Here is a 12,847-nt window from a genome sequence, read left to right as displayed (position 1 = left end):
ACAAAGCGCATCCTCACATTCAGCGAATGGCAGATTCTCAGTAAAATCATGGCCATTTCCATTATCAGCGTCGCCCTGCTGATCCTGGTCATTCTGGGGTATTTTATGCCCCTTGCTGAGCAGAAAATGCTCGCCGGGAAAAAAGAGGGGCTCAAAAACGTCGTGGATACCACCTACGGCATGTTTCAGGAGTATGCCGACCTCATCAGAGAGGGAAAAATCAGCAAGGCCGAGGCAAAAAAGCAGTTCGCCCGCCGCATCAGGCCCCTGCGATTCAGTGAAAACAGTTATTTCTGGATCAATGACATGGATTCCACCATGGTGATGCATCCCATCATGCCGGAACTTGAAGGGTTGAACCTCAACGATCGCAAAGATTCCAGGGGCAACCTCCTGTTTCAAGACTTCTTACGGATCAGCAAGGCACATGGTGCCGGCTATGTGGACTACATGTGGGCCAAGGCAGGAAAAGAAAAACCGGTTCCCAAGCTCTCCTATGTCAGGCTTTACGAGCCCTGGGGCTGGATCCTCGGCAGCGGCATCTACATCGATGATGTCTACGAAGACATCAACCAGCTGCGCCTCTTCCTGCTTACCAGTGTCGCCCTGTTCGCCACCCTGACCATCACCCTTGCCGTGTTCATCGGAACCGGCATCACCCGCCCCTTGAAAAAAGTCATCTCAGGACTTCAGGACATTGCCGGGGGCAAGGGGCGGGCCGGCCTGACCAAACGCATCGCCATCACCTCCATCGATGAGATCGGCCTTCTTTCCACGGAGTTCAACAGCCTGATGGACGCCATCAACAGCCTGGCGGTCTTTAAAAACGTCATTGAAGAAGACGACTCACTGGACGAGGTCTACCAGAGGCTTGGCGATCTGTTCACACAGATGATCGGCATCCCCCGCTGCTTTATTTTCCAGGTCATCAGCTCGAAAAGCAAACTGGAGCTGACCTACCCCGGCCGCTTTGACCAGGAAGGGATGATGTGCAATCAGCTGATCCTTGATGACAACACGCTCTGCAAGGCAAAACGCACCGGGCACGTGATCACCTCCACCCGTTTTCCCGCCATCTGCAGGCAGTTTAAGCCCGAAGCAAAAGAGCACCACTACTGCATTCCCATTATGGTGGGCGGCGCCACCGTGGCCGTTGTGCAGTGTCTCTTCCCGAAACAGGACAGCCAGACAGAGGTCAAGGCAAGGGAGACAAAACTTTTCAAGGCAGAGCAGTACATCAACGAATCCCTTGCGGTCATCGAGACCAAACGGCTGATGAACTCCCTGAAAGACGCGGCCCTCATCGACCCGCTCACCGGCCTGTACAACAGGCGCTACCTTCAGGAATACACGGAAAAAATCGTGGCGGGCGTTCTGAGGCGAGGCAAAAGCATCGGGCTGATCATGTGCGATCTCGATTACTTCAAGCAGGTCAACGACACCTATGGCCACCATGCAGGGGACCTTGTCCTGAAGGAGACCGCCAGGACCATTGCCCAAAATGTCCGTGACTCGGATATCGTGATCCGTTTTGGCGGGGAAGAGTTCCTGGTTGTCCTCCTTGACATCAACGACGGCGAAAGCATCGACATCGCGGAAAAAATCCGTTTAAAGGTCCAACAGGTCAAATTCAAACTTCCCGATGGCGTCATTCAAAAAACCATCAGCCTTGGTGCAAGCGAATTCCCGAAGGACACCGACACGTTGTGGAGTTGCATCAAATATGCCGATGTGGCGCTCTACCGAGCCAAAGAAGAGGGCCGCAACAGGTGTGTCCGGTTTCTCACGGAGATGTGGACGGAAGATCAGATCTGACAACCCGCCCATGCAGTGGCGGGCTCAGGAGAGTGGGTATCGCCCATGAAGTTAACCGAAAAAATCATGCACATGACGCGCAGGCTCAGGCTCCTGGCCGACAAGGGGTACTACCCCAGCTACCTGAGACACCAGGGGGTACGCATCGGCAAAGACGCCGTGATCCTCTACCCGTCCTACATCGACGGACGGATGCCTTACCTCGTGGAAATCGGAGACAACGTGGTCATCAGCCTTCACGTCACCATCCTCACCCATGATGCCACCAGCGCCTGGGCCGGGGACCTCATCAAGGTGGGGCGGGTCACCATAAAAGATCATTCCTTCATCGGCGCCGGGAGCACCATTCTCTGCAACACCACCATCGGGCCCAACGCCATTGTCGGGGCAGGGTCCGTTGTGAGTCGGGACATCCCTCCTGACACGGTCTACGCGGGAAGCCCGGCCCGGTTTGTCTGCACCATGGAGGAGTTTACCCGGAAAAACAAAGACGCTGCCGCACACCGGCCCCTTGTGGAGGGCTGCCATTACCAGCACCCCTATATTCCCATCCAGAGAAAGGACGCCCTGAAAAAGAGCCTTGACGACGGATTCGGGTATTTCTGTGCGAGGTTGCCGAACGACAAAAGCTGAATTTCCCCTGTAAGGCTTTTCGATGCTTCACGACACCACATAAAAAGGAGGTTGAAGTGCCATGGGAGTCTACCGAATCATCTCAGTCACTATTTGCGCGTTCATTGCATTTCCCACACTCACTGTTGCTGCAAAAAAGATACAGCATGACGCAGAATACTATGTCGTACAAACACAGCATGCCGAACAATGGGCTGCAGAAGACGATGAACTGGACAAGAGGCTTAAAGCCCTGAGAGACAAATACGGCAACCCGCCGAACATCGTGCACATTATGTGGGATGATAATGGCATCGGTGAATTCGGGAACAAGCTTTTCAACAAGATTCGGGGCTACAACACACCGAAAATCAACGCCCTTGCAAAGGAAGGAGCAACCTTTGCCCGGATGTATACCGAACCGTCATGTACGCCTTCCAGGGCCGCGGCTCTTACCGGACGTCTTCCGATCCGTTGCGGAATGTTTAAGGTTTTGTTTCCCCCCGACGGGATGGGTTTACCCGGGGAGGAGGTGACCATTGCCGAAGTGTTGTCAAAGGCGGGATATGCGACGGCATTCTACGGCAAGGCACATCAGGGTGATATTAAGGAAAGCTATCCCCATAATCAGGGTTTTGACGAGGCCAATGCGTCCCTCTACAATCAAGCCGGCCCCACCTGGTGGAACGAATTAGGTGAAGCCGCAGGTGCAACGGTCGGGTGGAGCAAGGATACCTGGGACAAAGAGTATGCCCTGGATCAAAACTTCCGCCCTTACGACTACGTCATGGCCATTGAAGCAAAAAAAGGGGACAAAGTAGCAAAAGAGTGGGCTGTGCCGTCAATTGAAAGCTACAATCGGCTTCACTCTCACATCGAAAAGAAATCAATGGAATTTATCCAGAAGAATGCAAAATCAAAGGAGCCGTTTTATCTTGCATACTGGCCCAACCTGCCTGTCAGGCCCCCTGCAAAGCTACCTGGAGAAACATGGAGCACAAGTTCCGCAAACTGGTATGCCGAAGCCGTTGAGGACCTCGATAAATCTGTCGGGAAAGTGATCGATGAACTCAAGCGCCTTGGAATCGCAGAGAACACACTGGTAATTGCCATGGCTGACAATGGCCCGATGGAAGAGACGGCACCTGTAGGCCCCTGGAGTATTTTTCGGGGTGGGAAAGGGAGCTTTCTCGAAGGAGGCATCCGGGTAACGGCCTGGGCGTGGTGGCCCGGAGTCATCGAGCCCGACACAGTGATTGGAGACATCATCCATATCTCCGATTTGTTTACAACATTTGCGCGTCTTGGTGGAGGGATGAAGTACATCCCTACCGACAGGGTCATTGACGGAATTGATCAGACCGCGCTGTTAATAAATGGTGATACCCATGGGCGCCGGGACTACAACATTGTCTATTCAGGCCCCATGCTTGCTGCCATTACAAAACAACAGTTCAAACGCCACTTTATCGGGGACCGACCGGGACTTGTAGGCAAGGGTTTTTTCAACCTTTACTGGGACCCGAGGGAAGAGCATGGAATGATGCAGGAGTTGCTGTGGGCATGGGGCAATTTTGAACTGATGAAAGAACGTCATGAAAAGCTCATTGAAAAATACCCCAATACCCCTCCCCGCCATGGCGACCCCTTGGGTGGCATTGAACGTATCAGCAGGTAAAGCCGCGAAACATCTGCGGCCCCTTGAAAAGGCAGGATGCCATGTTTGACAACATCCGGGCGGACCTTGCCGCCCACAAGGGAAACTGGGGAGCCCAGGGGTTCTGGGCCATGGTCATCTACCGGTTCGGGAGGTGGCGGTACACCATCGGCAACCGCTGGCTTCGGATGCCCTTTTCCCTTCTCTACAAAATCGCCTTCAAGGCCGTGCAGGTGGTGGCGGGCATTGAGCTGCCCTGTGAGGTCAACGTGGGCAAGGGCTTCCGCATCGATCACTTCGGCGGGGTGGTGGTCAGCGGGTTTGCCTCCTTCGGAGACCACTGCGTCCTCCGCAACGGGGTAACCGTGGGGCTGCAGCGCACCGACGAACCCAAAGCCCCGACCATCGGAAGCCATGTGGACATCGGCGCCGGGGCCAAGGTCCTGGGGCCCATTACCATCGGCGACCATGTGGAGATCGGAGCCAACGCGGTGGTCATACAGGATGTCCCGCCCCACGCCATCGCCGTGGGAATCCCCGCGCGCGTCATCAAAAAAGGAGACACATCGTGACCCAGCCCCTCCCCAAAATCGGTGTGGTGATTATCGGCATCAACGTCTCCCGCTACATCGACGGGTGCATCCGCTCTGTGCTCTCCTGCGACTACCCCGGAGATCGGCTGGAGATCGTCTATGTGGACGGCGGCTCCGACGACGGAAGTCCGGAGCTTGCCGAAACCTTTGACAACGTCCAGGTCATCCGACTGGACCACCCCCACCCCACCCCGGGCCGCGGACGAAACGCCGGGTGGCGGGCGTTGTCCACGCCCCTTATTCAATTCATGGACGCGGACACCACCCTGGAGCCGGGATGGTTCAGGGCCGCCCTTCCCAACCTGGGGGACCGGACCCCTTGCGTCTGCGGTTTCAGGCGGGAACGCCACCCGAAACGAAACAGGTATCACCTCCTCACCGAGATGGAATGGGGCTACGAAGAGGGCCCCTGCCGCTACTTCGGGGGTGAGGTGCTCCTGTATCGGTATGCCCTGGAAGAGACCGGCGGCTTCGACGCCCACCTCGTGGCCGGAGAGGACCCCGAACTGAGCCGCCGGATCCGCAAAACCGGCTGGGAGATCCTGCGACTCCCGGTCCCCATGAGCACCCACGACATCAACATGAACACCTTCAGCCAGTACCTCAAACGGGCGTATCGAAGCGGCCACGCCTACGCCGAGATCGGCCTGAAGTTTGCCACCACCTCAGACCCCCTCTGGCTTCGGGAGCTCCTTCGGATCACGGTGCGGGGAGGCCTGCCCCCGGCACTCATCGGCGCAGGCCTGCTTGCCGGATATCCCCTTACCGGTCTCCTTCTGGCCCTGCTCGTTGCCGCCAAGCCCTTTTACGCCCTGAAACACACCGCCCGAACCTTTCGCTGCTCCACGGGCCAGGCCCTTGTCTATGCCGGTCACTCAGCCTTTGTGGTCTTTCCCCAGTTTGCGGGGGTGATCCGCTACCTCGCGGGCCGACTCCTCAGCCGCCCCCTGCACAACAGCTTAAGCTGACCCAGGGCCGCCGGAAAAGCCTCCCCGCCATTTACTGCTTACAATTTACTATTCACCCATTTTAAGGTCCCCATGCAACCAACCGACACCGTCCTTATTTTAGGCATTCCCCTGGACAACCTCACCATGGAGGAGACCGTCGACCGTATCCATGACATGGTGGCAGCCTACCGGAAAGACGGCAAGCCCAGGCTGGTCGCCACGGTCAATGTGGATTTCCTCGTCAACACCCTCAGCTGGTTTTCAACGGTCCCCAGGCACCCGGAGCTCCTGGGGATCCTTCAGCACGCCGACCTCGTCACAGCCGACGGCATGCCCCTGGTCTGGGCAAGCCGTCTGCTGGGCAACCCCCTCAAAGAGAGGGTCACTGGGGCGGACCTTGTCCCCAGGCTTGCCATTGCCGCCCCGGGCAGAAAACTCTCCCTCTATTTTCTCGGGGGACGAGGCGAGGTGGCCAGGCAGGCTGCGGAGACCCTGAAAAAGAAAAACCCCGGCATGCTCATTGCCGGGGTGGATGCCCCCTTTGTCCACGTTGAAGGGGAGAAGCTGGCCCAGGCCGATGAAGACGACGCAGAGGTCATCGACCGCATCAACGAGGCCAGCCCGGACGTTCTGCTGGTGGCCTTCGGAAACCCCAAGCAGGAGGCGTGGTTCCACCGCAACAGCCATCGCCTGAAGGCCGCCGTCACCATCGGCATCGGAGGCACCTTTGAGTTCATCACCGGCAGCGTGTCCCGGGCCCCCGTGTGGATGCAGAAGGCCGGGCTTGAATGGGTGTACCGCCTCACCCAGGACCCCAAGCGCCTGTGGAAACGGTACATCATCGGGTTGTTCAAATTCACCGTCATGGTGCTGCCCATCATTGTGCAGGACCGGTGGAGACGGTTCCGGGTCCGCACACTGAGGATCAAAACACCCGACACCCCTGCCTTTGAAGGGACCATGCCCCTTAAAAACGAACTCAACGTTGTCCCCCTACCGGACGAACTCGACGCCTCGGTGGTGGCCAAGCTGAAGCAGCAGCAGGAAGAGTGGCTGGCCCATGACAACGGACTGGTCCTTGATTTTCGCAATGTCCGGTTCATCGACTCCTCGGGCCTCGGATTTCTCCTGGGCCTCTGGAAAAAAGGGTCTGCGCGGTACGCGGGATTTCACATGGCGGGCGTGCAGCCCCCGGTCATGAAAACCCTCAAGCTCAACCGGGTGGCGTCCCTTCTCTCCGATCACATGGTGGAAGACCTGGACGAGATCGTGAACTCCCAGCAGGCCCCCTCCCTGAACCGCCCGTTCTACCATACCCTGACCGCAACGGAACAAGCCCGGGAGCTCCAGCTTTACGGAGCCCTGGACGCCGCACAGATGCAGGGGCTTGATGTGAAGCAGATTCTTAAATCCGTTGCCGCACGGCACCTCATCGTGGACCTGACCCACCTCAACTTCGTGGACAGCACCGGCCTGATCCTTCTGCTCAAAATTAAAAAAACCGTTGCGTCATCCGGTCACACCTGTCTTACTTGTGGAGCAAGCAGCCATGTTACCCAGATGCTCCGTGTCACACGATTGGACCACTTCTTCCCTTCTCTGCAGGATATTCAAACAGCCCGGGTCGCCCTGGATGACCTCGTCCTCCCCTGAGCCCGTCCCCGCCATGCCCGCACAAGGGAAGCCGACCGGTGAATGCAACTGTCCCCCGGGCAACCGGTCTGTTCGCGTGCCCCGCCACCCACAGCCTTTATGATAAGGAGGTGTCATGTCCATCATCACAATATCCAGGTCGTTCTGCAGCAAAGGAAACATCGTTGCGGAAAAAATCGCAGCCGCCATGGGATATGAATGCATCTCACGGGAGATTCTCCTGGAGGCCTCGGAGCAGTTCAATGTCCCTGAAATCAAGCTGGCCCGGGCCATCCACGACGGGCCCTCCGTGTACGACCGCTTTACCCACGGCAAGGAGTGCTACATTGCCTTTATCAAGGCGGCCCTGCTCAACCGCCTGAAAAAAGGGGACATCGTCTACCATGGCCTGGCCGGTCACTTTTTTGTCCAGGACATCCCCCACATCTTGAAAATACGGCTCCTTGCGGACATGCAGTCACGGATCGCCGATGAAATGGCCCGGGAAAACGTCACCGAGGAGATCGCGCGCAAACGGATCGCCAAAGATGACAAAGAGCGCTGCAACTGGAGTTCTCACCTCTACAAAATCGACACCCGGGACCCCGAACTCTACGATCTGAGCATCAACCTCCGGCATGTTTCGGTGGAAGACTGTGTCACCATCATCCGGAACACCATGGAACTGGAGTACTTCAAAGGCTCCGAAAAAACGAAAAAACTGCTTGAAAACCTGGCCCTCACCGCCACGGTAAAGGCCTCCCTCGTAAACCGATATTACAACGCCGAGGTGACGACCCGTCAGGGAAACGTGGTCATCAAGCTCCCCGATCCCGTGGCCAAGGTCGATAAGACAAAGGAAGAGATCAAATCCCTCCTTACCCAAATCCAGGGCATCAAGGATATCTATTTGGATGTAAAGTCCAATACCTTGTCACGGACAGCCATGCATAAATAAAGGCCGCAAGCAGGCGTCATGCCCCTTCGCCTGCATCACGGTTCACGGGCCATTTAAAAAAAACAGATATTTTCCATTGAAATTACCGTGTTCCGCGCCTATGATGCGCCCCTTGATATACAAGCAAACTCATTTCTGACCCTTGGAGACGCACAATGCCTATTGTTACCCTGTCCAGTTCATCACAAAAAAAACGCAGACTTATCGCGGAACGCATAGCCGAACGACTCGGCCACAGCTGCATGTCCAGGGAGGTCATCCTTGAGGCATCGGAACAGTTCAATGTCCCGGAGATCAAACTCGCCAAAGCCATCCACGACAGCCCCACAATCTTTGAACGCCTGTCCAACGGCAAGGAACGGTACATCGCCTTTTTCAAAGCGGCCCTTCTGAACAACCTGAAAAACGGCGGCATTGTCTACCACGGCATCGTCGGCCATTTTTTTGTCCAGAGGGTTCCCCATGTGCTCAAGGTGAGAATCATCGACAGCATGGAAAACAGGATTCAGGAGGAGATGGAGCGGGAAGACGTTCCCGAAAACGTGGCGAGAAAACGCGTGATGCAGGAAGACAGAGAGCGCTACAACTGGTGCTCGGCCCTTTACAAAATGGACACCCGGGACCCGGAGCTCTACAACATGGTCATCAACCTGGAGCGCATCTCCGTTGACGACTGCGTGGACATCATCTGCCACGCCCTGGACAAAGACTCCTTCAAAAAGACCGCCGACGCAGAAAAGCAGCTGAAGGACATGGCCCTTACCGCCACCGTCAAAGCCGCCATCGTCCAGAAATACAGCGACGCCACGGTGAGTTCCTACGACGGCAACGTGCTGATCCACATGGATCCGCCCGTTGCCCAGATCCCCAAAAAGAAACGGGACATCCGCGCCCTGACCTGCGGCATCGAAGGGATCAAGAAACTGGAACTGGACCTCAAGGCCAAGACGATTCCGCGGACGCCGATGCATAAATAACAGGAAAATAGGTCATAGGAAAAACAGGTTATAGGCTTATGACCTATGACCTATGACCTTTTTTTCTTGTTTTTCCTGTTTTTTAAGCACCATCGCCGTCCGAGCTGGCAGGTACGTGTAAATCCGGTGCTCGCCCTTGGCGTCGGGGAATGAAAAAAAACGCTGCTCCTCTTCGATGCGGCCCTGCCCGCCGAACCGGTGGGCATCGCTGCTCAGGTGCAGGCTGTAGTCGCCGGGAGAAACCGACACGGGATGGTCCACCCAGGATTGGGTGGGATGAAAATTGAAGATGTACACCATGGCTCCCCTTTCAAAGGCGAGCCATTTTTTTATGCGCGACATCCCCAGAAGCCGGATGGGGGACTCGCCGAACAGGCCCCCCACCGTTATAAGAGCTGTCATCTCGCGGTCAAAGTTGGCCAGAAGCGGGTATTTCAACTCCGAATTGTCCACGAGGCTCCACTGCCGCCGGGCATAGTGACCGGACCAGTTGTTGCCGTGGCGCGGAAAATCGATCCACTCCGGGTGGCCGAACTCGTTGCCCATGAAGTTGAGGTACCCCCCACTGGCCGTGGCAAAGGTGATGAGGCGGATCATTTTGTGAAGGGCCATGGCCCGTTCGATGAGCGGGTCGGTATCCTCTATTCCCATGTGATCGTACATGGCGGCCCCGGCCATGCGGAAAAAGTGGGTCTGATCCCCCACCAGGGCCTGGTCATGGGATTCTGCGTAGCTGATGGCGGGCTCCCTGTGCCGCCTGTTGGTCAGCTCGTACCAGATGGTGTCAAGGTCCCAGGACTCATCGGGCACCTCTTTGATGAGCTTTGTCCAGAGGTCCGGCAGCCCCATGGCAAACCGGTAGTCAAAGCCCGTTCCCCCGAGCTCCCGGGGCAGTGCCAGGCCAGGCATGCCGCTGACATCTTCAGCAACGGTGATAGCAGAGGGGCGAATGTCATGGATCAACCGGTTGGCAAGGGCGAGGTAGACCAGGGCCTCTTCATCCACCTCGTCACCGTAGTAATCGTCGTAGGTGGTAAAACACCGGTTCATGCCACGGTGGTGGTAAAGCATGCTGGTGACCCCGTCAAACCGGAACCCGTCCAGGCGGTACGTCTCCAGCCAGTAGCGGCAATTGGAGAGCAGAAACCGCACCACCCCCTCTTTCCCGTAATCAAAACAGCGAGAATCCCAACCTTCGTGGCGGCCCCTGTTCCCGTCATGGAAGTAAAGATGGGGGGTTCCGTCCTGGCGGCTCAAGCCCTCCACCTCGTTGCCCGCCGAATGGGAGTGAACCACATCGATAATCACCCGGATGCCCATGCCGTGGGCGGTATCCACCAGCCGCATAAAGGCTTCGGGGGTTCCGAACCGGGACGAGACGGCAAAGTAACTTGTCACGTGGTACCCGTAGGACCCGTAATAGGGGTGTTCGAGGATCCCCATCAACTGAATGGTGTTGTACCCTGCCCCCTTGATCCGGGGCAGGACATGGTCGGTGAAATGGTCGAACCCAGCCACCTCACCCCCTTCGCCGGCCATCCCCACATGGGCTTCGTAGATCAGCGGGGCCGTGCCCTCTTCCGTCATGACCCCGTGCCGCCACTCATAGGGTTCCGGTCGCCAGGCCTGGGCGTTGAAGACAAGGGTGTCAGGATCCTGGACCACCCGATGCGCGTGGGACGGAATACGGTCTCCCGAGCCCCCCTCCCAGTGGATCCGCAGCCGGAACAGGGTGCCGTGGGGCATCTCTTCCTCGGGGAGCGCAATCTCCCAGATGTCCGAGCCCTCCTGCCTCGTAAAGGCAAACTCGGGCCTCTCTTCCCAACCGGAAAATGTCCCGATCAGATAAATGGCCGTGGCGTTGGGTGCCCACTCCCCAATGCGCCAGGTGCCGTCTTCATACCTCGGCCCGCAGACAAGGTGGGTACCCGCCGCCTCCCGAAGGCTTCCGTGCCTTGCCAGGAGCTTCAGGGCAAGGCTCACCATCTCAAGGCGCCTCACCAGAACCGGTCCGTATGGTTTCAGCCAGGGGTCCAGGCTGATGAGGGTCGCGGCCAGCTCACCGGCATGGTCCAGACCCGTACAGCTGTATCCGCTTCCCGTCTCGCTACACAATAAAGGGCCGTTTAAGCATCGTCTCATAGAGGTCAATGTACCTGTTTGCCGTTACAGTGTGATTAAAGGTTCGCCGGCTCTCGTCCATGATGCGGATAATCTGGGACCGCTTGAAGGCCTCGGGCTTCCGCCAGAACCCCATGGCCTCGTCAATGGCCCAGCGCAGCCCGCCGGAATCATAGGAGCCAAAGAGAAATCCGTTGCCCATGCCCTCCTCGGAATCCAGGTGGGTAACGGTGTCGTGAATCCCCCCGGTATCACAGGCAACGGGCAGGGTGCCGTAGAGGGGACCGATCATCTGGGGCAGACCGCACGGTTCGAACTTCGAGGGCATGAACAGAAAATCCGAGGCCGCATAGGCCAACCGGGAGAGGGACTCTTCAAAGGGTACCAGCGCCACCCGGGAGTGAAGGTTAAAGGTGCGGATGATCCGCTCGAAATGGGGCTGAAACGCACCGTCGGCAACCATCACCACCTGCATGCCGTCGTGCCAGTAATGGGACAGGGTCTCGTAGAGGATCTCTGCAAGGAGACCGCACCCTTTCTGAAGGGGGTCCAGACGGGACGGCCAGAAAAAGAGAGGGGCGTTGTGATCCGGTTTCAACCCCACCCGCTCCTGGAGATGGATCTTGTTGGACCGCTTGCCCGCTTTATGGCTCTCGGCCGTATAGTTCCTGAAAAGGAACTCATCGGTTTCCGGGTCGCAGGTGTCGTCCGGCGCGTTTAAAATCCCGGCGGCGCACCCCGCGTGCCACTTGTTGGCCAGCTCCTGCCGAAGGGGGGGCGCCACCATCTCATGGCCTCCGCCGACGATCTCCTGGAAAAAGGTGGGGCTTACGGTGTTGACATAATGGGATGCAAAGACACCGCTCACCAGGTAATCCACGGGAATGGTGTCCCGGGAGGCCTCGTAGTTTCCCGGCGGCCGGGTAAAGTAAAGGTGCTGCCAGAACTCCGCCGTGTCGATGCCCCGGTCCTCGATGGTGGCCATCACCGTCTCCCGGCTGTGGACATTGTGAAGGGTAAACAGGCAGGGAATCCCTGCTCGCCTTGCCATGGCGGGAATCAGCCCGGTCATCCAGTCGTTGCAGTGGATCAGGTCCGGTTTCACCCTCGGGATCACGTGATTGATCACCTCCCGCTGAAACGCCAGGGAAATCTTCACGTCTTCCCCGTTGTACCCCGAATAGATCTGATCAAGGTAGAAAAAAGCCCGGTCTTCGGCCAGGTGGATCCGGTCGCTGGTGATGGAGTTCCGAATGCGATCCACCTCCTCATCAAAATCGTTTCGCAACTGGTCCCTGAATATGGCCCTGTAGTTGGGCAGGGTCACGTGGACATCTCCCCCTTGCTCATACAGCGCCCGGATAAGGGAGGAGGAGACATCCGCCAGCCCCCCGGCCTTGGCGTGCATTTTGTCCGCACCCTCCCCCATGCCTGCGGGAAGATACGTTATCTCAGGTGTTACAATGAGCACCCGGGGCGTTTTGTTCCGAGATGTGGGCATGTTGTTTCTCTCCGGCGGTGGCGGGGTGTGC

10 protein-coding genes are annotated in these 12,847 nt (G+C 57.4%); 8 read left to right on the top strand and 2 right to left on the bottom strand.

Annotation, left to right across the window (positions count from 1 at the left end; translation table 11 throughout):
• Positions 1–48: 48 nt before the first annotated feature.
• The 8 genes from BLQ12_RS10675 to BLQ12_RS10640 all read left to right on the top strand — a co-directional run bounded on the left by BLQ12_RS10675 (position 49) and on the right by BLQ12_RS10640 (position 9,194).
• On the top strand, positions 49–1,815 hold the full coding sequence (locus tag BLQ12_RS10675; protein ID WP_175469645.1) for a diguanylate cyclase: 1,767 nt from the start codon (positions 49–51) through the stop codon (positions 1,813–1,815).
• 45 nt (positions 1,816–1,860) lie between these two features.
• Positions 1,861–2,448 (top strand): acyltransferase, encoded by a 588-nt coding sequence (locus BLQ12_RS10670; RefSeq protein WP_092210633.1) that lies wholly within the window; start codon positions 1,861–1,863, stop codon positions 2,446–2,448.
• A 61-nt stretch (positions 2,449–2,509) separates the two neighbouring features.
• Positions 2,510–4,105, top strand: coding sequence for a sulfatase-like hydrolase/transferase (locus BLQ12_RS10665; protein WP_092210632.1), 1,596 nt, complete (start codon positions 2,510–2,512; stop codon positions 4,103–4,105).
• Positions 4,106–4,146: 41 nt separating this feature from the next.
• Positions 4,147–4,656: a serine O-acetyltransferase gene (locus BLQ12_RS10660; RefSeq protein WP_092210631.1), complete on the top strand. Its 510-nt coding sequence runs from the start codon at positions 4,147–4,149 to the stop codon at positions 4,654–4,656.
• The gene (locus BLQ12_RS10655) at positions 4,653–5,645 is read left to right on the top strand and encodes a glycosyltransferase family 2 protein (protein ID WP_175469644.1); all 993 of its coding nucleotides are present in this window, start codon (positions 4,653–4,655) and stop codon (positions 5,643–5,645) included. The genes BLQ12_RS10660 and BLQ12_RS10655 overlap by 4 nt, the downstream gene beginning before the upstream one ends.
• A gap of 72 nt (positions 5,646–5,717) precedes the next feature.
• A complete protein-coding gene (locus BLQ12_RS10650) occupies positions 5,718–7,280 on the top strand; it encodes a WecB/TagA/CpsF family glycosyltransferase (protein WP_092210629.1) in 1,563 nt (520 codons plus the stop codon).
• Positions 7,281–7,395: 115 nt separating this feature from the next.
• Positions 7,396–8,217, top strand: coding sequence for a cytidylate kinase-like family protein (locus BLQ12_RS10645; protein WP_092210628.1), 822 nt, complete (start codon positions 7,396–7,398; stop codon positions 8,215–8,217).
• A gap of 155 nt (positions 8,218–8,372) precedes the next feature.
• The gene (locus tag BLQ12_RS10640; RefSeq protein ID WP_092210627.1) at positions 8,373–9,194 is read left to right on the top strand and encodes a cytidylate kinase-like family protein; all 822 of its coding nucleotides are present in this window, start codon (positions 8,373–8,375) and stop codon (positions 9,192–9,194) included.
• Between the two features lie 36 nt (positions 9,195–9,230).
• Here BLQ12_RS10640 and BLQ12_RS10635 read toward each other — a convergent pair whose 3' ends face one another.
• Positions 9,231–11,336, bottom strand: a complete 2,106-nt coding sequence (locus BLQ12_RS10635) for an alpha amylase C-terminal domain-containing protein (protein ID WP_092210626.1) — start codon at positions 11,334–11,336, stop codon at positions 9,231–9,233.
• Complete coding sequence (locus BLQ12_RS10630) at positions 11,302–12,816, bottom strand: glycogen synthase (protein WP_092210625.1); 1,515 nt, start codon at positions 12,814–12,816, stop codon at positions 11,302–11,304. Before BLQ12_RS10630 ends, BLQ12_RS10635 begins: the two co-directional genes overlap by 35 nt.
• Positions 12,817–12,847: the final 31 nt, after the last annotated feature.

Origin of the sequence: Desulfoluna spongiiphila (genome assembly GCF_900101345.1) — a bacterium.
GTDB lineage: Bacteria > Desulfobacterota > Desulfobacteria > Desulfobacterales > Desulfolunaceae > Desulfoluna > Desulfoluna spongiiphila.
The sequence above is the reverse complement of the archived record's forward strand: the minus strand, read 5'-3'. Positions and strand labels throughout refer to the sequence as shown.

Bases quoted from the DNA above. Each gene is read 5' to 3' on its own strand.
- BLQ12_RS10675 (WP_175469645.1), top strand. From the start codon at position 49: ATGGCCATTTCCATTATCAGCGTCGCCCTGCTGATCCTGGTCATTCTG.
- BLQ12_RS10645 (WP_092210628.1), top strand. From the start codon at position 7,396: ATGTCCATCATCACAATATCCAGGTCGTTCTGCAGCAAAGGAAACATC.
- BLQ12_RS10635 (WP_092210626.1), bottom strand. From the start codon at position 11,336: ATGAGACGATGCTTAAACGGCCCTTTATTGTGTAGCGAGACGGGAAGC.
- BLQ12_RS10660 (WP_092210631.1), top strand. From the start codon at position 4,147: ATGTTTGACAACATCCGGGCGGACCTTGCCGCCCACAAGGGAAACTGG.
- BLQ12_RS10665 (WP_092210632.1), top strand. From the start codon at position 2,510: ATGGGAGTCTACCGAATCATCTCAGTCACTATTTGCGCGTTCATTGCA.
- BLQ12_RS10630 (WP_092210625.1), bottom strand. From the start codon at position 12,816: ATGCCCACATCTCGGAACAAAACGCCCCGGGTGCTCATTGTAACACCT.
- BLQ12_RS10640 (WP_092210627.1), top strand. From the start codon at position 8,373: ATGCCTATTGTTACCCTGTCCAGTTCATCACAAAAAAAACGCAGACTT.
- BLQ12_RS10670 (WP_092210633.1), top strand. From the start codon at position 1,861: ATGAAGTTAACCGAAAAAATCATGCACATGACGCGCAGGCTCAGGCTC.
- BLQ12_RS10650 (WP_092210629.1), top strand. From the start codon at position 5,718: ATGCAACCAACCGACACCGTCCTTATTTTAGGCATTCCCCTGGACAAC.